Here is a 19970-nt window from a genome sequence, read left to right on the forward strand (position 1 = left end):
TCCGGCGGCCGGGATCGTGGCCGAGGCGATGGTCGCGCTGGTGCTCGCCGACGCGGTGGCGGAGAAGTTCGGCGGCGACAGCGTCACCGAGACCCGCCGCAACGTCCAGTCCTGCCTCGACAACCTGCCGCACACCTGAACCAGACCCGTACACACCGCAGTTGACATAGTCGGCGACCGCCGATTGTCCGCCATCGCCCGCACCGCGCAAGGTGAGGGTCATTCCACGCGCTGATGAGGGAGCCAGCCAGCCATGACCAATGTCGCAGTCATCTACTACTCCTCCACCGGAAACGTCTATGAGATGGCCAAGGCCGCGGCCGCCTCGGCGGAGAAGGCCGGAGCCGCCGAGGTGCGCCTGCTCAAGGTCGCCGAACTGGCCCCCGCGTCAGTGGTCGCCTCCAACGAGCCCTGGGCCGCGCACGCCGCCGCCACCCAGGACATCCCCGAGGCCACCCTGGCCGACCTGGAGTGGGCGGACGTCCTGCTCTTCGGCACGCCCACCCGCTACGGCCTGCCGGCCGCGCAGCTCAAGCAGTTCATCGACACCACCGGCGGACTGTGGTTCCAGGGCAAGCTGGTCAACAAGGTCGCGTCGGCATTCGTCTCGACGTCCACCCAGCACGGCGGCCAGGAGTCGACCGTGCTGGCCCTGAACAACACCTTCTACCACTGGGGCGCGATCATCGTCCCGCCCGGCTTCGCCGACCCGGTCCAGTTCTCCGAGCTCAACGGCAACCCGTACGGCGCGAGCAGTGTCTCCGGCAACAACCCGAGCAATGTGGCCGACGACAACCTGGCGGCGGTCGAGTTCCAGGCGCGCCGCGCGGTGGAGATCGCGTCCGCGCTGAAGCGGGGTTTCGAGGCGGCCTGAGTCGGACGCCCGCGTCACGCGGAGGGGCCGGAGCCGGACACAACGGCCCCGGCCCCTCCTCCTTTCCAACCGTCCACTTCCAGATTGCGAGACGAGTCAGATGCACCGCAGAACGCTTCTGCGCGGCGCCGCTGCCATGGGCGCGGCGGCCGCCGCCGCGACGATCCCCGCCGCGCCGTCGCACGCCGCCGACTCCCCCGGCTACGACCTCGTCTGGGACGACTTCCGCTCGGGTTTCACCACTGCCGGCCCGGACGCCAAGTGGACGCTCACCCCGACCGGTTCGCTCCCCGACGGTGACGGCATCGCAACGACCTCGGCCGCCGGGCTGCGGGTGGTGCCGACCGGGCTGAACCCCCGCACCGGCGCGCCCGCCTTCGTCTCCACGACCGCCCAGGAGGGCGACGGCGGCGCGGGCGCGTACGACCACCTCAAGTGGTACGCGGTCGCCGACCACACCTCCTCGGCGGGCTTCAAGGGCTTCGACGCCGTCCCCGGCCAGGTGCTGACCTGCTCGACCACCCTGTCCGTCCGCACCCACGGCACCGAACAGCACCCCTTCGGCTTCTTCGCCCGCAACCCGCAGACGGACCTGCGCCTCGCCGCCGGCGGGCTGTCCCTGATCGACTTCGAGACCAGCATGGTCTTCGACTTCTTCATCACCAACGGCCGCATCTACGCCTTTTACGAGCGTCTGCACTCCCCCGGCGCGACATACGCGGCCTTCTCCTACGCCCTCCCGGTCGCCGACCGCCACCCATGGCAGACCCACGACCTGGCCATCTCCTACGACCGCACGGCCGGCACGGTCACCTGGACGGTCGACGCCCGCGAGGTCTTCCGCGTCGACCGCATCGGCCACCTCCCCGCCGACCGCGCCCACCTCATCCTCGACCACGGCGGCGCCCCCGAAACCGCCGCCCCCCGCCAACTCGCTTGCGCGCTCGGCACCTTCACCCTCCTCGACGCCGAAGAACCCGGCCCCCGCACCCTCGGCGGCGGCCTGGTCCGCCTGAGCGACCACGAAGCCTTCTACTTCGACCCGGACCGCGGCGCCCCCCACCGCCAGTGCTTCGCCGACGACCACAGCCGCCCGGAAAACCGCCTGTGGGGCCAGGGCGCAGAGCTGAACGTCAGGCGGGTCGGCGTCTCGTCCCTGCCGAGCTGACGGAAATCCGGCATCGCGGCCCGCCGCACAGGCTGACGGCGGCGCTCATACGGCATGCGCAGCACTGTTCCCGGGCTGCTGTGCGCTGGTGACCTGTTGTTACGGTACTCACAGACATCCGTGCCGAAAGCCGCCAATGCGGTCTCCCCGCGGGGGCCTCTCCGAGCCGAAGCACCATGCCACCACCCACCGCACGCCGACTCGACACCGGGCATCCATGCACAGCGCATGCGACAAAGGATTAGCTTGTACGACGACCGCCGCTTAGAAGACGACGTCCCGTGGACCCAGCTTTCGCTCCGAGAGAAGGCTCTGGCCGCCTTCGGTCTGGCCGGACTCAGCCTCGGAGTCCTCACGGCCCTGCTCCTCGCCCTGTTGGCCCTGGGTCTGACCGTCGCCGTCGCGTCCAGCAGGCTCATTGAGACAGACGGACTGATGCCCTGGCTGTGGGCAGCGCTCCTGCTGGTCCCGTACAGCCTGGTGGCCTCACTGTGCCTGTCCCCCCTGCGCCTCCTGACGCGCAGCGCGCGCCCCTCTCAGCGCACCGCAGAGGCACTCGACGCCGTCGCATCCATGGCGTCGACGTTCCTGGGGATGCTGCTCACCGCGTCGTTCACTCCCGGGCTGCACGTACACGCACCCTGGCTGCCCGCGCTGCTCGCCACGCTGCTGATCGCGCTCGCCAATCTGCTCATCACCCGCCGCAGCCGCGGTGCGCAGGGAAGCGGGCGCTAGCGGTTGTCCCGTCCTTTCCGGCCCTCACAGCGGCCGCGGCCGGGCGGCCATGCCGGCCCACGACACGGCGGCTTCGGCTGTCACGGCACGTTGCGGCACGACGTTCCGGCGGAGTCGTCAGTAGGCCGCGGCAGGCCGCCGCATCTGCTGGCCGACTTCGACCGCGACCGCGCGGCCAGCACCGCCCGCGACCGCGCCGAGGTCTCCGCGGTTCCCCTCCGCGCCTTCACGGAGGCATGGGCCGTCGAGGTGGCCATCGCCCGGCCCCCGGAGACCGCCGCTCGACTCCACATGCTGGAGTCCCCCGCCGGAGCGGTCACCGACCCAGGCGAGGCCCGTGACATCGCCGCCGAGATCAGCCGTATCCGCAACGCTGCCGCCAATGAGGCAGGGCTCCGTACCGCCGGCGGGGCTGCCGGGTGACCGACGACCGCTGGGTGTGGGAGTACGAGGCGACCCCACCCCCGGTACGGCTCGCCGCCATACGCTCCCCTCCGGCGGATGGTTCGAGACCAGGCGACGCTTCCCCGGATGAGGCCGCGACTTCTCGCTGTAGTCCTCGTCGTGCCACCGCCGCACCTGCTGTGACACTCGTTCGTCGCGCAGTCCTGGCAGCAGGTCTCCGCCGCGGCGACGAGCGTGTCCGCGCGAAACAGAGGCGCATGTCGCCGCGGTCCGGCTCGGTTTGACCGATGCGGTGCCAACCGCGCGCCGACAGCTGCCACCAGGCTCCATCACGGGGACTCGGGGCACATTCGAGACGGTCGTCCGCCGCCTCACGGCCTGGCTTCTTCCAGATACGTCAGGTGGTTGAGGAGGCAGACGACCGAGCGGGCCAGCCGCTCGGCGTGCGCGGCGAGCCGGGGCACGTCCCGGCCGGGGGCGTGGTCCAGCTTCCGTCGGGCCTCACCGGCGCCGTGCAGCGCGTAGAACCGGGCATCGTGCCCTCTGGGCAGACTGAACGCGGACTTCTCCACCGCGGGAATCAGCAGCTCCAGGTTGCCCCGGTACAGCAGGATCAACTCCTTGAGGGCATCGCGGACGGGGAACTCCGCGTCCGGAGCGAGCATCGGCTCCGCCGTGGCCCGCATGCCCTCGGCGTCGAGCAGCGCTTCAGCCGGCGGCCCCGTCACACCGCCTCCCCGCGGGAACGGGCGTTGGCCACGGTCACGGCGGAGGACATCGCCTCGGACTGGTCCGCGGGGGACAGATGCTCCGGCTTCGCACCCCACTCCAGCCCGCCGCCGAGGGCGCGCACATGTACGTACTCTCCGGTCGGTCCAAGCACCCTGCCGACCCAGCCGTGATGACGGTCGCGCACCAAGTCGCCTCGCTTCGGCGTGTACGTCATCGCCGCACGCCTCCCATCCGGGCCCTCAGCCAGGCCATCGCCTGTGGTAGGCAATGCACGTCGACTCCTTCGCAGTCGGCCACGCCCCGGGGCCGTGTCAGCGGCCGCCGGGGTCTGTTGTTCCCACGGTGCCGTGGCGCTCGAAAGGCCTGCAAGAGAATCCGCGTCGAATCACTCGGCGTAGGAAAATTGGTACATGCCACCGCAGGTAAATCGCCTGATTCAGCAGTCACTTGACTGCCATGCTGGTCGCATCGGCACAAGGTCCGGGCAGTTCAGCCGGAAGGGCAGGCACATGGCACCACCCCACCGACCGACCGCACGACGCATCGAGCTGGGCCACCAGCTGCGCCAGTTCCGCAAGGAGTGCGGGCTGACCATCGAGGAGGCGGCCCGGCATCTGCGCATCAGCGACACCAAGCTTCAGCGGGTCGAGACCGGTCTCCAGAGCTTCCGCAGAGCGGAGGAGCTGAGGAAGCTCCTGTCGCTGTACGACGTCACCGACGAGGACGAAGTCGAAGCGCTCCTGGCGCTACAGCGTGAGGCGTCCAGCCAGGAGTGGTGGATGAACTACACGGGACACCTGTCCTCAGGTATGCCGCGGTTCCTTGGAGTCGAGTCGGCGGCCAAGGAGATCCGGGCGTATCACCCCACCCTCGTCTACGGCCTGCTGCAGACGGAGGCGTATGCGACGGCGATCCACGAGTACGGCAAGCCCATCAAGGAGTACACAACGGAGTTCAGCGAGCACAATGTGCGGCTCCGCATGCAGCGGAAGGAGGCCCTCACCCGCACGGAGAACCCCTTGAAGCTGTGGGTGATCCTCTACGAACCGGCCCTTCGCTACATCGTCGGGGACGCAGAGGTGATGCGCGCGCAGTACAACGAGATCGCCGACTTCGCGGCCCTCGACCATGTGACCGTGCAGATTCTCCCCCAGACGGTGCGCGGCTACCTCTCTGCGGACAACTTCGCCATCCTGAACCTGGGCGAGTCAATGCCCACGGCCGTCCAGACCGACGTGCCATGGATGAGCGTCGCGATGACGGACAAGCCCCGCGAGGTCGGCGCGTTCCGCAGGCAGTTCGACGCCCTGTCGAGATCCGCATTGCCCACCGAGGAAACTCCGAAGTTCCTGCACCGGCTATCACGAGAGATTTCTCATGACTGACACCCACATACCCGTAGCCCGTGATCGCAACGTCGCATGGGTCAAGTCTTCGTACAGCGATGCCGGCCTCAACTGCGTCGAGGTCGCCCACCTGACCCACGCCTTCGCCATACGCGACTCCAAGGTCCCCGGCGGCCCGGCTCTGCTGCTGCCGACCGCCGCATTCCGCTCTTTCCTCGACGGCGTCCGCGAAGGTCACCTCGACAGCTGAATGCGGCACTCGTCGAGTTGATCCGACCCACGGCCCCGCGCCTGGCTGCACGGCTAGCGACACCCGAGATGCCCGGCCTGCTGCCCAGGCCCATACGCTTCAGGCTCTCGGGCGCACAGCGAGACGGCTCCCGTCCGTGCGGCCAGCATGCCTACCGGACCCGTTCATGGCTCGGTTGACAGGACAAACCCCGGCTCACACAATCATCGCCATGACCGAATGCCGCTTCGACACCACGACGGGGCCTCTGCGCGTCCCGGATCGGGATGGGTGCGAGCGCTCGGGGCGCTAGCTGGGTTGCCGTCGGGACGTGTGCTCGATGGGCGCCGCGGGTCGGGTTGTGCCGGTCACTCCAATCCATGACCGGATCGGTCGGAGCAGTATGTCTCCGGAGTCCTTCGTTCACGGTGCTTGAGGGCACGCGTCTCACACCGTCCGTCGTCCGACCCCAGACAACGCGAAGCAGGAGAGACTCCACATGACCGTCATCAATGCCGGACCGCCGACCGCGCCGCTGCGCCGCGCGCGCGTGCCCGACGGCGGGATGTACGAAGGGCCGCGTACGCTGCGGCGGCTGCCCGAGGGGTGGCAGGAGCGGCCGTACGAGCTGTTCGAGGTGGTGCCGCAGGGGTGCACGATCGGGGCCGAGGTGCGGGGCGTGGATCTGGGGCGTCCGCTCGGGGACGCGCTGCGGGAGGAGCTGAACCGGGCGCTGCTGGAGTGGAAGGTGCTCTTCTTCCGCGCGCAGCACCTCACCTCGGCGCAGCAGCGGGCGTTCGCCCGCAACTGGGGGGAGCTGGAGACCAATCCGCTGCTGGCCAGCGGCTCCAGCGAGGACATCGTCCGCTTCGACAAGGGCAGCGGGGCCGTGCCGACCTTCGAGAACGTGTGGCACGCCGATGTCACCTTCCGTGAGCGTCCGGCGCTCGGCGCGGTGCTTCAGCTGCGCGAGGTGCCGCCGTTCGGCGGGGACACGATGTGGGCGGACATGGCCGCCGCGTACGACAATCTCCCGCAGGAGGTGAAGGGCCGGATCGACGGCGCGCGGGCCGTCCATGACTTCATCCCCGGGTTCGCCCGCTTCTGCGGGCCCGAGCGGCTCGCCCCGCTGCAGGACGTCTTTCCGCCCGTGGAGCACCCGGTGGTGCGCACCCACCCGGAGACGGGACGGCGGATGCTGTTCGTCAACACGTCTTTCACCACCCGGATCACGGGCATGGAGCGCGAGGAGAGCGACCGGCTGCTGCGGTACCTGTTCCAGCAGGCGCATGTCCCGGAGTACCAGGTGCGGTTCCGCTGGCAGCCTGGAGACGTCGCCTTCTGGGACAACCGCGCCACCCAGCACTACGCGGTGAACGACTACGGCGCGCACCGCCGCGTCGCCGAACGCGTCGCCATCGCCGGCGACCGGCCGTTCTGACGGCCTGCCGGTTGCCAGGGGAGGGCTTCAGTCCTCCGACGCCCTGGAGGCGGATCGTCCCGCGGCCAGGACCAGGTCGAGCGTCGCGTCGATGTCGGCGGGTCCGGTGGCCGGATTGATCGTGCACATGCGCAGCACGGGGCGGCCGTGGACGCGGGTCGTCAGAAGCATGGCCTCGCCGGTCGCGCAGACGGCGCGGCTGACCGTGTGCTGGAGCTCGTCCAGGGTGCGGGGGTCGATGGTTCCCGGCGGCCGGTAGCGGAAGGTGAGGATGCCCACGCTGGGGGCGGTGACCAGGGACAGTTCGGAGTGCGCGGCGATCCGGGCCGCCGCGTGGTCGCTGAGGCGGAGGCCGTGTTCGACGGCGCGGCGGAAGGCGGCGGCGCCGAAGGTCTTGAGCGACAGCCAGAGTTTCAGCGCGCGCAGGCCGCGGGACTGCTGGGGGCCGTAGTCGTCGAGGTTGATCTGGTCGCCCTGCGCCTCGGCCGGGTGGAGGTAGCCCGTGTCGAGGTGGTGGCGGGCCATGCGGAAGGTGTGTTTGAGCAGTTCGGGGTCGCGTACCAGCACACAACCGGTTTCGTACGGCTGGAAGAGCCACTTGTGCGGGTCGATGGTGAGGGAGTCGGCCAGGCCGAGGGCCCGGCGGAGCTCGCGGCCGCGGTCGGTGAGGGCGACGGCGGCCCCGTGTGCGCCGTCGGCATGCAGCCACAGCCGGTGGCGGCGGCAGATGCCGGCCAGTTCGGCGAGGGGGTCGATCGCCCCGGTGCCGGTGGTGCCGAGGGTGGCGACGACGGCGAAGGGCCGCAGTCCGGCGGCGAGGTCGGCTTCGAGGCGTGCGGCGAGGGCGCGCGGGTCGAGACGCTGGGCGCGGTCCGGTTCGAGAGCGGTGAGCTGGGAGCGGTCGAGGCCCAGGAGATGGGCGGCGCGGGCGATGGAGGGATGGGCCTGGGTGGAGCAGTAGAGGCGGGCGTCGGCGAGGACGCCCGCGAGGCGGTGGTCACGTGCGGCGGCGAGGGCGGTGAGGTTGGCGACGGACCCGCCGCTGACGAACAGCCCGCCCCAGCCGTCGGGCAGGCCCAGCAGTTCGCGCAGCCAGGCCACGGCGGTCAGCTCGACGCGGGTGGGGCCGGAGCCGACCAGCCAGGCGCCAGGCACGCTGAGGAAGGCGCTGGACAGCAGGTCGGCCAGGACGGCCGGGTAGTTGCCGGTGGTGGGCACGAACGCGAAGCAGCGCGGGTGGTCGAAGCGGATGCCCAGCGGCAGCACGTCCCGGGCGAGATGCTCCAGCAGGGCGGTCAGGTCAGCGCCCTGCTCGGGCAGCGGCTCGTGCAGCAGACCGGCGAGGTCGGCCGGGGAGGCGACGGCGTGCGGCGGATGCCGGGCGGCGTCCTGGAGACGTTCGACGACCAGGTCGACCGCGCGGTGGCCGGTCTGACGCATCCGGTCGGCGGACAGCGCGAGTTCTCCCTCGCGATAGGGGGCCGCGTCGCTGCCTTGAGCTGACGGCTGGTTCACGCGGGGTCACCTGCGAGCGTGTGGATCCGCCGCGTCCACGCCCGGGCGCGGGGGCCGAGGGCGGGACGCGCCGCGAGGGGGCACAGCCGCTCCGCGGTCTGTACGAGGACCAGTTCATCACCGGCCTGGACAGGTCCCGGGTCGGCGTGCGGCCAGAGCAGCGCGGCGTCGGCGGCGAGTTCGGGCAGGGACGGGGGCGCACCGGCGCTCGGGCCGTGCAGGGCGCCGTCCGCGCCCAGCCGGTAGCGGCCCGGCCGGGGAAGAGCGGTCACCCGGCCTGGCCGGGGCGCGTGCACGACGAGCTGGCTGAGCGGAGGCGTCGGCTGCGCGGACTCGCGTACGGGCGGCAGCGCGGGCAGCAGACAGGCCAGGATGTGCAGCCCGAGTGACGGCAGCAGACCAGCCGCGGCCTCGGCGGACTGGACCAGGGAGACGACCGTCTGGAATCGGGGGTTGATCTCCACGACCAGCGGCGGCCCTTCGCCGTCGCTGAGCAGGTCGAGGCCGAACACCCCGCGGAACCCGTGGCCGCGCAGCACCTCGCCGACCGCGCGTGCGGTCTCCCGGGCGTCGGCGTACAGCGGTCCTGGCAGATCGGCCGGTCCGAGAAGCTGGTTGCCGCAGTGAGTGCCCCACCCCGGGGTCAGCTCGGGCAGCCCGACCAGCTGGTGGGAGACGGCCGACACGACCGTGCGGTCGCCGCCGGCGCATGCGCTGACGGTGAGCGAGAGGCCCGGCATGAACCGGCTGAGTCTGAGCCGGTGGCCCGGTCGGCAGTCGAGTGCCTCGGCAAGCTGTCCGGGGCCGGTGACCAGGACGGTGCCGCGGCCGATGAGGTTGTTCTCCCGGCGTTGCAGCACCGCCTGTTCCCAGTGGCCGGGCCAGTACGCGGCGGCAGGCCGGCGGTCCGCGGCCGGAACGAGGACGTGCTCGGCCACCGGAACGCCCGCTTCGGCCAGCAGCGCCAGCGAGTCGATCTTGTCTGCGGCCCGCTCGGTGATCCCGGCCGGGGCGGCGAGCAGCCGGCAGCGGTTCCTCCGTGCCCATACGCGGGCGTGGTCGCCGTGTTCGGGCGCGAACGCCACGGCCATGCGCCGCGGCTCCGCTGCGCCGGTACGCGACGGCTGCCCCGGCGTCTCGGCGGAGCGTGCCGCGGGCAGCGCGGAATGCGCCGTCAGCAGCGGGGAGACCGGTTCGTGGCGCAGCCAGTCGACGGCGGGCCGGAAGGAGGCGGGCAGGAACGCGGAGCGGTCCAGGAACACCACCTCGTCGACGAGTTCGCCGAGCGCGGCCAGTCCTTCGCCGGCGGGCACGCCCTCAAGAGTGGCGGCGCGGGCCGGTGCGGCCGGTGCGGGGGCGGACAGTCCGGCACGTACACCGGCAGACACACCGGCGGGCATATCGGCAGAGACATCGGATGACACAGAGGGGGGCCTTTCGCGGGGAGGTGGGCGGCAGCGGGCGTCATACGTGGGGGCGTCATATGCGCGGGCCCTCCGCCGGGGCGCGCGGGCGCAGCAGCCGGCGGCGGGCGGCTGTCAGCCGCGTAAGGGTGGCGAGGGCGTCGTCGTGGCCGCCCAGCAGGGAGGGACCGCGGCCGACGAAGCGGGCGCACACGCCGTGATGGGCGGAGTGGACCCGGTCCAGGGAGGCGCTCAGCTCCCGCTGGGACGGGCACCCCGCAGGGCAGGTGCGCGCATGTGCGGAACCCCAGCGGCGCAACTCGTCTACCAGCGCCCGGTGATCGGCGGACCACAGGCCGGAGAAGCCGTCCTCCGTGCGATCGCCGGTCGTCATCGAGGGGCGGACCAGCGTCTCGTAGTCGACAGGCGTGAAGGAGGCGGTGAGTTGCATCGCGACGGCGCAGGCGCGCAGCAGCTCCGCCGCCGCCCGTGTTCCCGCCGGGAAGGGGTGGCGGCGGGCGCCCTCCGCGGTGGCGTCGCGCAGGGCTACCACGGCGGCCTGGGTGAGCGTGAAGAACAGCCGGTGGCCGGACCGCCACCGCGCCAGCGGTGCGTCACTCCGTGCGCCGGGCGGCGGGGGCGCGGTCACGCCGCATGCCGCCAGCGCGGCCCTGAGCGCCTGTTCGCCCGTCTGCCCGGACCGGCTCAGCACGTCGGCGGCGCTCGCTCTGAGCGCGTGGACGAGTGTGTACGCCGGTGCACGGGAGGTGCGGGCGATACCGAAGTAGGCGTCGTAGTCGGCGTCCCGGCCGTCGGGCGGCCGTACGGCCGGGCCTCGGGGGGTGGGGCCCGGCCGTGCGGCGGCGTCGCTCAGTTCGGCGAGGCGCGCGGGCAGCAGTTCGGGCGGAGGAAGCCACAGAGGGCCCGTATGAGTGATCATATGTTCTTGACCGGTCATGAGCGGACCCGTGTCCCTAGCGTCTCCCCATGAACAGCGAACCCTTCCCGGCGGCCGCCGCCGAGGCGGCCGAACGGCTGGCCGCGCACTGGCGGGCACTCGCCGCCGCCGAACTCCCGGTGACCCCGCCGGGCGCCCCCGGCACGACGCTCAAGGAGCTGCCGCTGACGGCGCCCGAGCAGGGCGAGGAGCTGGCGGCGATCCTGGACGACACCTGGCGCACGATCGTGCCGCAGCTGACGCACTGGCAGCATCCCGGTTTCCTCGGCTACTTCCCCACCGGCAACTCGCCCGCCTCGGTGCTGGCCGAGCTGGTCACGGCGGGGCTGGGGGTGCAGTGCATGATGTGGTCGACCTCTCCGGCGGCCACCGAGCTGGAGCAGCGGATGTGCGACTGGCTCGCCCGCGCTCTGGCGCTTCCGGAGCGCTTCACGCACGCGTCGGGCCGCGGCGGGGGCGTGATCCTGGACTCCGCGTCGTCCGGCGTCCTGGTGGGCCTGGCCGCCGGGGCGAACCGGGCGTCCGGGGGGCGCTGGCGCAGCCATGGCACCGAGGGCCGCCACCGGGTCTACTGTTCCGCCGCGGCCAACGTCTGTGTGCCCAAGGCCGCCCGGATCGCCGGAGTCGGCGAGCCGGTCCCGGTCCCGGTGCTGCCCGGCACGCACACCATGGACCCGGCCGCCCTCGCCGAGCGGCTCGACGCCGACCGGGGCTCGGGGCTGACGCCCGCCGCCGTCGTGGCGACCGTCGGCACCACCGCCACATGCGCCCATGATCCGGTTCCTGAGATCGGCGCGGTCTGCGCGGAGCGCGGCGTCTGGCTGCATGTGGACGCCGCCTACGCGGGCAGCGCGGCGCTCTGCCCGGAGCACCGCCGTGTCAACGCGGGCCTGGAGTACGCCGATTCGTACGCCGTCAACGCCCACAAGTGGATGCGCACCGGCACTCCGTGCGATGTCCTGTGGGTCGCCGACCGGCACGCCCTGACCGACGCCCTGGGCGCCGCCCCGACCTATCTGCGCACCGCCGGCCCGGCCTCGGACGCGGTCGTCGACTTCAAGGACTGGCAGATCCCGCTCGGCCGCCCGATGCGCGCGCTGAAGCTCTGGTACGTGCTGCGCGCCCATGGGCTCGAAGGGCTGCGCAGCGCCATCCGCCATGACATCGGCCTGGCTGCCTCGCTGGCGCGGCTGGTCGCGGACGAGCCTGGTTTCCGGCTCGTCGCCCACGACCTGGGCCTTGTGGTCTTCCGATGCGACTCCGACGAGCGGACCCGGGAGCTGACACAGCGGCTGTCTGAGGAGCCCGGGCTGCTGTGCACACCGGCCGAGGTGGACGGCCGGCCCGTGCTGCGCGCCGCGCTGGGCTCCCCGTACGCGGACGAGGCGAGCGTGCGCCGGGCGTGGGCTGTCGTTCGCCGCTGCGCCGCCCCAGCGCGCTGAGCCCGCAGGGGCGGCCGGGCCCGCTCCCCTCAGCCCGAAGCCGCCCGCCGGGAAGGCGGGCGGCTTCGGGCGGGACTGGAGGGGCGGGAAGGGCCCGGTCACAGCCCGGCCGGGCGGACGCCGACGTAGTCGATAAGCCCGCTGCTGACGCTGCCCTGCTTGACGATGCCCTGTTCGCTGAGCTGAAGGGCCTGACAGCCGTCGCCCACCTGGGCGCCGGGGGAGAGCAGCACGATGTTGCAGAGCATCAGCGGCCGCTGCTCGACCTGATTGGTATCGGCGGCCGCCGGGACGGCCCCGGCCAGAGCGGCGACAGCGGCAGTTGTGAGTGAGACCGCTGCCCCACGGAACGATGCGCGCACCGTCACCCTCCCACCAGTGCGGGAACCGCGACGTCGAGCCGGTTGATCAGGTCCGTGTCCTGCGTGCGGGACTTCATGACCTCCTGCTCGACGCCCTGACGTGCCACACAGGGACTGGTGGTGCTGCTGTGGGACAGCGAGCCGGTCCCGCATGCCATCGACGGGCTGTGGACGTTGATGTTGGTGTCGGCGACGGCCGTGCCGGCGGCGCCCAGCGACCCGAGCACGGCGGCGGCCACGGCCGCCGCCAGACCCAGACGCGGGAATTCACGCGTACGCATTGAGCGAACTCCAGGAAGAGAAGGGGCGGTCCGGTCAGCCCAGCGGGATGTCGAGCGGGGTGATCACATCGGCGAAGTCGACGATGTCCGCGCTTGTCGTGTCGTGCTTCACGATGCGCTGCCTGACCAGCTGTTCGGTGACACACGGCCGGGACTCGCCGGTCAGCGACAGCGGCGCCGATCCGCACACCATCGGGGGGTCGGCCAGATTGTCGTTGCTGTCCGCGTTCGCCGACCCGGCGGCGGCGCCTGCCGCCAGCAGCCCGGCGCACACGGCCAGCGCCGCCTGCTTTCGCACGCCCATCACGTTTCCTGTCTCCAGTCACTCCGAGGATCATTTCCGTGGGATCAACGGAGGCCGCCGATAAGAAGACACGGCCATCGGCACAGCCGATTGTCCGAACGTCAGAGGCCGGATCTCATCGCACGGGCACGTCGGCCGCCGGCGACGCCGGCGCGGCTTCCGGGGTCCCGTGTGTCCCCGGCGGCCGCAGCGCCGCCGAGATGCCCGCCGCCAGCAGCGCGCCTGCGACCGGCGCGGTCAGATACAGCCACAGCAGGTCCGTACGGCCGGACAGCAGGGCCGGGCCCAGCTGGCGGGCCGGGTTGACGCCGCCGCCCGAGAGGGGGCCGAAGCAGTAGATGACCGCGGCGACCGAGGCGCCGATCAGAAGGGGGAGGAAGCCTGCCAGGCGCGGGCGCGCGATGGCGATCGCGACGATCAGCATGATGGCCGTCATACAGCCCGCCTCCGCGAGGAACACCGCGCCAGTGCCCCAGTCCGGGGACGGCGCCAGCGCCGCGTAGCCGACCCGGGTGGCGGGGTCGCCCCACACCAGGCGGGCCAGGGCCACGCCTGCCAGGGAGCCGGTCAGCTGGGCGGCTACGAAGGGGGCGACGGCGCGGCCGGGGAAGACGCGCAGCAGCCAGAGAGCCAGGGTGACCGCCGGGTTGAGGTGGCCCGCGGTGCCGCGGCGCATGGCCGGGCCGAGGACCGCGGTGACGATCATGCCGACCATCAGCGCCATCGCCGCCAGGCGGCTCTCCGGGGTGGACAGCACGGAGGCGAGCGGTGAGTCGGGGAGGCCCATCCAGCGGGCCGCGGTCACCACGGCGAAGAGTGTTCCTGTCGTGAGTGCGCACTCGTACAGGGCCGTGCGAAGGCGCAGAGGCCGCGTCTCAGGTGTGTCGGGCGCGGCGGCCGGCCCGGTGGCGCGCGCGGAGGCGGGCCCGGCGGCGGGCGTGCTGGGTTTCGTACGGCGGGGAGCGCGGCGGGTTTCCCGCGTGTCGGGTGTCATGGGGTCCCCCCTCAGTCCGCCGCCGGCGTGCTGCCGCTGCCGTGCGGCACGTCCGCATGCTCCGCCGGGACCGTGCCGAGACGGCCCGCGCGGTAGTCCTCGACCGCCTGGGCGATCTCGTCGCGGGTGTTCATCACGAACGGCCCGTACCGGGCGATCGGTTCGCGGATCGGCCGACCGCCGAAGATCAGCACGTCGAAGTCGTCCGCCGGGCCCTCCTGCCGCGCGGCGGCGGTCACGCTGAGCGCGCCGCCCTCCTCGCCGAACAGGGCGAGCTGGCCCTCGCGCAGCCCGCGGTTCTCCGGGCCCGCCGTGCCCTGGCCGCCGAAGGCGTACGCGAGGGCGTTGAAGCCAGCGGGCCAGGGCAGTTCGAGGCGGGCGCCGGGGCTGAGGGTGGCGTGGATGAGCGTGATGGGGGTGGCGGTCGCGCCCGGCCCCTGGTGGCCGTCCAGCCCGCCCGCGATCAGCCGGATCAGCGCGCCGCCGTCCGCGGAGCTGAGCAGGGTCAGCTTGTCGCCGCGGATGTCCTGGTAGCGGGGCGGGTTCCACTTGTCGGCGGCCGGGAGGTTGACCCACAGCTGGAAGGAGTGCATGACGCCGCCGCGGGCGAGCATCTCCTCGGTGGGCATCTCGTCATGCAGGATGCCGGACCCCGCCGTCATCCACTGGGTGTCGCCGCCCTCGATGATCCCGCCGCCGCCGTTGGAGTCCTGGTGCGCCACCGCGCCGTCCAGGACATAGCTGACGGTCTCGAAGCCGCGGTGCGGATGCCAGGGCGCGCCCTTGGCGTCGCCGGGGGCGTAGTCGACGGCCCCCACGTGGTCGAGCATCAGGAACGGGTCGGTGTGCCGGGGCGCGATCGGCCCGGGGAAGGCGCGGCGGATGGGGAAGCCTGCCCCCTCGAAGCCGGGCTCCGCGGTGATGACGCCCCGCACCCGCCGCTCGGCGGTCAGCGCGGGGTCCGGGCGGCGCACCCGCTTCAGCAGGAGCAGTTCATCGACGGCGACGGTGACGGCGGGCATGACACGTCCTTCCCTCTCGGTGTACGCGCAGGAACAGTGCGGGCCGCGCGCCGCGACGGGCAAGGGCCGCCCGGACACTTCGTCAGGTGTCCGTCACATACGGCGACTTCAGGAAGTCCGGCCCACTTGACGAAGTGCGCCCAGCGCCATGGACCCCTCTGTCGCGATGGCCGGAAAGTTGCCCGGAACCGGCCGAGATCGACCCGGCCAGCGCGGCCGGCCTGCTCGGACTTCGAACGTCGTTCCACGTCCCACGCCCCACGGCCCTATCGAGAGGAACCGGTGACACATGTGCGGCCTTGCCGGATGGGTTAACCACCAGCGCGATCTGACCGCGTACGAGGACATGGCGGCGGCCATGACCCACACCATGGAATGCCGGGGCCCGGACGCCTGGGGGCTGTGGACCTCGCCCCACGCGATCCTCGGGCACCGCCGGCTCGCGATCATCGACCTCGAAGGCGGCAAGCAGCCGATGGCGGCCGCCGAGGACGACTCGCTGCCGGTCATCACCTACACGGGTGAGGTCTACAACTTCCGCGAGCTGCGCGAGGAGCTTGAGGGTCTCGGCCACCGCTTCCGTACGACGTCCGACACGGAGGTCGTGCTGCGCGCCTACGTCGAGTGGGGCGAGCACTTCGCGGAGCGCCTCAACGGCATCTACGCCTTCGCCATCTGGGACCCGCGCACCGAGGAGCTGCTGCTGGTCCGCGACCGGATGGGCGTCAAGCCGCTGTACTACTACCCGACCGCGGACGGCGGCCTGCTGTTCGCCTCCGAGCCGAAGGGCATCCTGGCCCACGAGGACGCCGAGGCCGTCGTCGACGCCGAGGGCCTGCGGGAGATCTTCAGCATTGTGAAGACCCCGGGGCACGCGGTGTTCCGCGGCATGCACGAGGTGCTGCCCGCGACCGTGATGCGCTTCGGCCGCGAGGGGCTGATCAGCACCCGGAAGTACTGGGAGCTGGCGGCCCGCCCGCACACCGACGGCCTCGACGCGACGGTGGCCCATGTCCGCGAGCTGCTGGAGGACATCGTCGAGCGGCAGCTCGTCGCGGACGTCACCGTCGGCACCCTGCTCTCCGGCGGCCTGGACTCCAGCGCGGTGACCGCGCTGGCCGCGAAGGCGCTGGCCAAGCAGGGTGTGGAGCAGCCCATCCGGGCGTTCTCCGTGGACTTCAAGGGCCATGAGGAGCGCTTTGAGTCCAACGTCCAGTGGGAGGACCCCGACACCCCGTTCGCGGTGGAGGTGGCGAAGCACGTCGGCGCCGAGCACATCATCGTCGAGCTGGACAACGCCGACATCCTCGACGACGAGGTCCGCGACACGGTGCTGCGCGCCCAGGACCTGCCGGTGTCCACCGGCGACATGGAGTACTCGCTGCTCATCCTGTGCCGGGCGCTGAAGGAGCGGATGACGGTCGCGCTGTCCGGCGAGGCAGCGGACGAGCTGTTCGGCGGCTACACCTGGTTCCACGACAAGGAGGCCGTGGAGAACGGCTCCTTCCCCTGGCACCACCCGTTCGAGAAGGCCGGCGGCATCGGCGCGCTGCGCACCGTCGGGCTGTGGGACCGGCTGGGTCTCGACGAGTACGTCAAGGAGCGCTACTCCCAGGCGCTGGAGGAGGTGCCGCGGCTGGACGGCGAGAGCGGCCTGGAGGCGCGGATGCGTGAGGTCACGTATCTCAACCTCACCCGCTGGGAGAACTTCCTGCTGGACCGCAAGGACCGCATCAGCATGGCCGTCAGCCTTGAGGTGCGGGTGCCGTTCACCGACCACCGGCTCGTCGAGTACGTCTACAACACGCCGTGGGCGATGAAGACCTTCGACGGCCGGGAGAAGAGCCTGCTGCGCGCCGCCATGCGGGGTGTGCTGCCGGACTCGGTGCTGGACCGCAAGAAGAACCCGTACCCCTCCACCCAGGACAGGAAGTACGAACTCGCCCTGCGGGAGCGGGTGGAGGCGCTGCTCACCGAGGGTGCGCCGGTGCTGCAGATCGTGTCGGAGGAGGAGGTCCGCCGGCTGCTGGACGTGCCCGAGGGCTCGTACAACATCGGCGGCCCCTGGAGCGCCCGCGCCGTGCTGGAGCGGCTGATCGAGTTCAACGCCTGGGTCGCCTCCTACGGCGTCCGGGTCGAGCTGTAGACGGGGCGGGCCACCGGCGAACCACAGGCGACGCGCACTCTGCGAACGCCCGGCCGCCCTCCTCCGGGCGGCCGGGCGCGCGCTCCTTTTCCACCAGCCTTCTTGAGGAGATGACGAAATGACGGGCCCTTCCGGCAATGACAGCGGCCGTGACAGCGGCAATGACAACGTTCCCGTGCTCACCGTCTGGTCGGACATCGGCTGCCCCTGGGCCAGCCTCGCGCTGCACACCCTGCACGCCGCGGCCGAACGGCGCGGGCAGACGCTGCTGCTCGACCATCACGCCTTCCCGCTGGAGCTGTTCAACCGCCAGCCCACCCCGAAGTTCATCGTCGACCCCGAAGTGATCGTGATCGCCGCCTGCCGCCCGGAGCTGGGCTGGCGGCTGTGGCAGGGCAAGGAGTCCGAGTACCCCGTCACCACCCTGCCCGCGCTGGAGGCGGTGCAGGCCGCCAAGGACCCGGCGGTCGGCGGGCTGCGGGCGAGCGGCGAGCTGGACCGTGCGCTGCGCCGGGCCTTCTACGCCGAGAGCCGGTGCATCAGCGTCCACTCGGTGATCCTGGACATCGCCGAGGAGTGCGCGCACGTCGACGCCGGGGCGCTTCAGGCGGCGCTGGCCCGCGGGGCCGGGCGTGCCGAGGTGTACGAGCAGTGGCGTACGGCGCAGGGCCCGGACATCCAGGGCAGCCCGCACTTCTTCACCGCCGACGGCTATGCCGCGCACAACCCGGGCGCGCGCTTCGAGTGGACGGGCGACCCGAACAAGGGCGGGCTGCCGCGGCTGCACGCGTACGACACGGACTGGGCAGACGAGCTGCTCGACAAGCTGAGCGCCGCCGCCGGCCGCATCGCCGGGGCATAAGGCATCACTCGCCATCCGATCCCCATCCTCATCCTCATCCCCATGGAACTTGGCAGCACTTCAGAGAAGAAGAGGTAGTTCTATGTCGGCACGATCGATACGGCCGCCGAAGCAGCGGTTCGCCGGCAAGGTCGCCCTCGTCGCCGGAGCCGGCGACGGCATCTGCCGGGCCACCGCGCTGGCTTTCGCCCAGGAGGGCGCTTCCGTCATGCTCGCCGGCCCCGAGTCCGAGGACCTCGGCGGCACCGTGAAGCTGATCCTCGACGCGGGCGGCGAGGCGGACCATGTCACCGTGGATCTGACCGACGGCGGCTCGGCGGCCGCCCGCGCCATGGTCCGGGCCGCCGAGGAGCGTTACGGCACGATCGACATCGCCTTCAACAACGCCACCGTCACCGGGCCGAACCGCAACGTCGCCGACATCTGCGAGACGGTCTGGGCCGAGACGCTGGCGGCCAACCTCACCGGCGTGTGGATGGCGATGAAGCACGAGCTGGCCCATATGGAGCGCAACGGCAGCGGCGTGATCGTCAACACCGCCTGCAACATGGCCACCACCGGCAAGCTGACCGGCATGGGCGCATACGCCGCGTCCAAGGCCGCGCTGTCCACGCTGACCCGCACAGCCGCCAATGAGTACGCCCCCAAGGGCATCCGGATCAATGCCATCAGCCCCGGCCCGGCGCATGAGCCGAGTCCCGCCGTCATCGATCCCAGCCCCTCCCCCGTGACACCGCTGGGGCGGGGCGCGAGCACCGAGGAGGTGGCCGACACCGTCGTCTGGCTCTGCTCGGACGAGGCCGCGTTCGTCGTCGGGCACGATCTCGTCCTCGACAAGCGCTCCGCCGCCTGAGGCTGCGCGCGCAAGGCCGTTGAAGAGGGGGTGCGGACGTGCCGGCTGGAAGCGCCGAGAACCTGACAGAGTTGGCGATTGCGGCTACGTACCGGATGTCAGGCCACAATAGCGTCCAGGCCATGACAAACAATGCCTCCACGACGGCCACGACAGCCGAGACGGCCACGTCAGCCGAGACGGCCGCGGCGGCTCCTGCGGCTCCCGCGGCTCCCTCTCCCGACGCGCCGCGGGGCGGACGGTTCGCCAGTAAGGCCCCCGCCCGCCCCGCCCCGGCGGCCATCGCCGTCGGCGCCGCGTTCTCCGTCCTCGCCCTGGTGGCCCTGGTCGCCCTGGGCGAGGCGATGGACCAGGTGCTGCTGGTCCCGCCGCTGGCCGCCAGCGCCGCGCTCGTCTACGGCGCGCCAGCGCTGCCGCTCTCCCAGCCGCGCAGCGTCATCGGCGGCCAGCTGCTCTCCGCGCTCACCGGATTCGCGGTGCTCGCCGCGTCCGGCAGCACGGTCTGGGGCAGCGCCGTCGCCGGCGGCCTCGCCCTCGGCGTGATGATGCTCGCCCGCACCCCCCACTCACCAGCGGCCGCGACGGCCGTGATCGTGGTCGTCACCGAGCCGTCCGCGCTTACGTTCCTGCCGCTGCTCGCCCTCGCCACGGCGGTGCTGGTGCTGTTCGGCGTGATCGCCGGGCGCACCGGACGCACCCCGCGCTACCCGACCTACTGGTGGTGACCCGCCGCCCCCGCAGGGGGCGGGCCTCCCGTGCGCCGTTCGCCGCCGCGTGAGGCCGCCGAGGCCGCGTGAAACCGCGTGAAACCGCGTGAAACCGCGTGGGGCCACCGAGGCCGCCAAGGCCGCCGAGCACCCCAGGGGTCCCGCATGGACACGCACATCGACAGCACGGA

General features: G+C 71.9%; 22 protein-coding genes and 1 pseudogene. 13 read left to right on the top strand and 10 right to left on the bottom strand.

Annotated elements, in window-relative coordinates; translation table 11 throughout:
• From OF819_RS07390 to OF819_RS07410, 5 genes and pseudogenes are all read left to right on the top strand, one after another.
• Positions 1-139 (top strand): annotated as a pseudogene (locus OF819_RS07390) (chorismate synthase); the annotation flags it as partial.
• Positions 140-253: 114 nt separating this feature from the next.
• Positions 254-874: an NAD(P)H:quinone oxidoreductase gene (gene wrbA / locus OF819_RS07395; RefSeq protein WP_267242576.1), complete on the top strand. Its 621-nt coding sequence runs from the start codon at positions 254-256 to the stop codon at positions 872-874.
• A gap of 100 nt (positions 875-974) precedes the next feature.
• Complete coding sequence (locus tag OF819_RS07400; RefSeq protein WP_267242577.1) at positions 975-2042, top strand: DUF6081 family protein; 1068 nt, start codon at positions 975-977, stop codon at positions 2040-2042.
• Between the two features lie 246 nt (positions 2043-2288).
• Positions 2289-2777 (top strand): hypothetical protein, encoded by a 489-nt coding sequence (locus tag OF819_RS07405; protein ID WP_267242578.1) that lies wholly within the window; start codon positions 2289-2291, stop codon positions 2775-2777.
• 90 nt (positions 2778-2867) lie between these two features.
• On the top strand, positions 2868-3200 hold the full coding sequence (locus OF819_RS07410) for a hypothetical protein (protein WP_267242579.1): 333 nt from the start codon (positions 2868-2870) through the stop codon (positions 3198-3200).
• A 353-nt stretch (positions 3201-3553) separates the two neighbouring features.
• On the opposite strand, the gene OF819_RS07415 is transcribed toward OF819_RS07410, so the two are convergent.
• A complete protein-coding gene (locus OF819_RS07415) occupies positions 3554-3910 on the bottom strand; it encodes a DUF6415 family natural product biosynthesis protein (RefSeq protein ID WP_267242580.1) in 357 nt (118 codons plus the stop codon).
• On the bottom strand, positions 3907-4128 hold the full coding sequence (locus OF819_RS07420; RefSeq protein ID WP_267242581.1) for a hypothetical protein: 222 nt from the start codon (positions 4126-4128) through the stop codon (positions 3907-3909). The genes OF819_RS07415 and OF819_RS07420 overlap by 4 nt, the downstream gene beginning before the upstream one ends.
• Positions 4129-4423: 295 nt before the next feature.
• On the opposite strand from OF819_RS07420, the gene OF819_RS07425 reads away from it, so the two are divergent.
• From OF819_RS07425 to OF819_RS07435, 3 genes are all read left to right on the top strand, one after another.
• The gene (locus OF819_RS07425; RefSeq protein WP_267242582.1) at positions 4424-5299 is read left to right on the top strand and encodes a helix-turn-helix domain-containing protein; all 876 of its coding nucleotides are present in this window, start codon (positions 4424-4426) and stop codon (positions 5297-5299) included.
• Entirely contained in the window at positions 5292-5510 is a 219-nt protein-coding gene (locus OF819_RS07430) for a DUF397 domain-containing protein (RefSeq protein ID WP_267242583.1), read from the top strand. The genes OF819_RS07425 and OF819_RS07430 overlap by 8 nt, the downstream gene beginning before the upstream one ends.
• A gap of 478 nt (positions 5511-5988) precedes the next feature.
• Positions 5989-6930: a TauD/TfdA dioxygenase family protein gene (locus tag OF819_RS07435; RefSeq protein ID WP_267242584.1), complete on the top strand. Its 942-nt coding sequence runs from the start codon at positions 5989-5991 to the stop codon at positions 6928-6930.
• A 27-nt stretch (positions 6931-6957) separates the two neighbouring features.
• Here the strand turns inward: OF819_RS07435 and OF819_RS07440 are convergent, their stop codons facing one another.
• The 3 genes from OF819_RS07440 to OF819_RS07450 form a co-directional block, all read right to left on the bottom strand.
• On the bottom strand, positions 6958-8445 hold the full coding sequence (locus OF819_RS07440) for a pyridoxal phosphate-dependent decarboxylase family protein (protein ID WP_267242585.1): 1488 nt from the start codon (positions 8443-8445) through the stop codon (positions 6958-6960).
• On the bottom strand, positions 8442-9833 hold the full coding sequence (locus OF819_RS07445; protein ID WP_267242586.1) for an ATP-grasp domain-containing protein: 1392 nt from the start codon (positions 9831-9833) through the stop codon (positions 8442-8444). Before OF819_RS07445 ends, OF819_RS07440 begins: the two co-directional genes overlap by 4 nt.
• A gap of 91 nt (positions 9834-9924) precedes the next feature.
• Positions 9925-10806, bottom strand: coding sequence for a hypothetical protein (locus OF819_RS07450; RefSeq protein ID WP_267242587.1), 882 nt, complete (start codon positions 10804-10806; stop codon positions 9925-9927).
• 29 nt (positions 10807-10835) lie between these two features.
• On the opposite strand from OF819_RS07450, the gene OF819_RS07455 reads away from it, so the two are divergent.
• Positions 10836-12248, top strand: coding sequence for a pyridoxal phosphate-dependent decarboxylase family protein (locus tag OF819_RS07455; protein WP_267242588.1), 1413 nt, complete (start codon positions 10836-10838; stop codon positions 12246-12248).
• A gap of 98 nt (positions 12249-12346) precedes the next feature.
• Here OF819_RS07455 and OF819_RS07460 read toward each other — a convergent pair whose 3' ends face one another.
• From OF819_RS07460 to OF819_RS07480, 5 genes are all read right to left on the bottom strand, one after another.
• On the bottom strand, positions 12347-12610 hold the full coding sequence (locus OF819_RS07460; RefSeq protein WP_267242589.1) for a hypothetical protein: 264 nt from the start codon (positions 12608-12610) through the stop codon (positions 12347-12349).
• Between the two features lie 2 nt (positions 12611-12612).
• Entirely contained in the window at positions 12613-12891 is a 279-nt protein-coding gene (locus tag OF819_RS07465; RefSeq protein ID WP_267242590.1) for a hypothetical protein, read from the bottom strand.
• Positions 12892-12925: 34 nt separating this feature from the next.
• Entirely contained in the window at positions 12926-13195 is a 270-nt protein-coding gene (locus tag OF819_RS07470) for a hypothetical protein (protein WP_267242591.1), read from the bottom strand.
• A 115-nt stretch (positions 13196-13310) separates the two neighbouring features.
• Positions 13311-14189, bottom strand: a complete 879-nt coding sequence (locus tag OF819_RS07475) for an MIP/aquaporin family protein (protein ID WP_267242592.1) — start codon at positions 14187-14189, stop codon at positions 13311-13313.
• Positions 14190-14200: 11 nt separating this feature from the next.
• The gene (locus tag OF819_RS07480) at positions 14201-15211 is read right to left on the bottom strand and encodes a pirin family protein (protein ID WP_267242593.1); all 1011 of its coding nucleotides are present in this window, start codon (positions 15209-15211) and stop codon (positions 14201-14203) included.
• Positions 15212-15500: 289 nt separating this feature from the next.
• Between OF819_RS07480 and asnB the strand changes: the two genes are divergently transcribed.
• The 4 genes from asnB (at position 15501) to OF819_RS07500 (ending at position 19797) form a co-directional block, all read left to right on the top strand.
• On the top strand, positions 15501-17357 hold the full coding sequence (asnB, locus tag OF819_RS07485; RefSeq protein ID WP_267242594.1) for an asparagine synthase (glutamine-hydrolyzing): 1857 nt from the start codon (positions 15501-15503) through the stop codon (positions 17355-17357).
• 118 nt (positions 17358-17475) lie between these two features.
• Complete coding sequence (locus tag OF819_RS07490; protein ID WP_267242595.1) at positions 17476-18219, top strand: DsbA family oxidoreductase; 744 nt, start codon at positions 17476-17478, stop codon at positions 18217-18219.
• Between the two features lie 82 nt (positions 18220-18301).
• On the top strand, positions 18302-19072 hold the full coding sequence (locus tag OF819_RS07495; RefSeq protein WP_267242596.1) for an SDR family NAD(P)-dependent oxidoreductase: 771 nt from the start codon (positions 18302-18304) through the stop codon (positions 19070-19072).
• Positions 19073-19194: 122 nt separating this feature from the next.
• A complete protein-coding gene (locus tag OF819_RS07500; protein ID WP_323748904.1) occupies positions 19195-19797 on the top strand; it encodes an HPP family protein in 603 nt (200 codons plus the stop codon).
• Positions 19798-19970 lie beyond the last annotated feature (173 nt).

Source organism: Streptomyces sp. PR69 (assembly GCF_026420845.1).
In the GTDB taxonomy this organism is placed as follows: Bacteria; Actinomycetota; Actinomycetes; order Streptomycetales; family Streptomycetaceae; genus Streptomyces.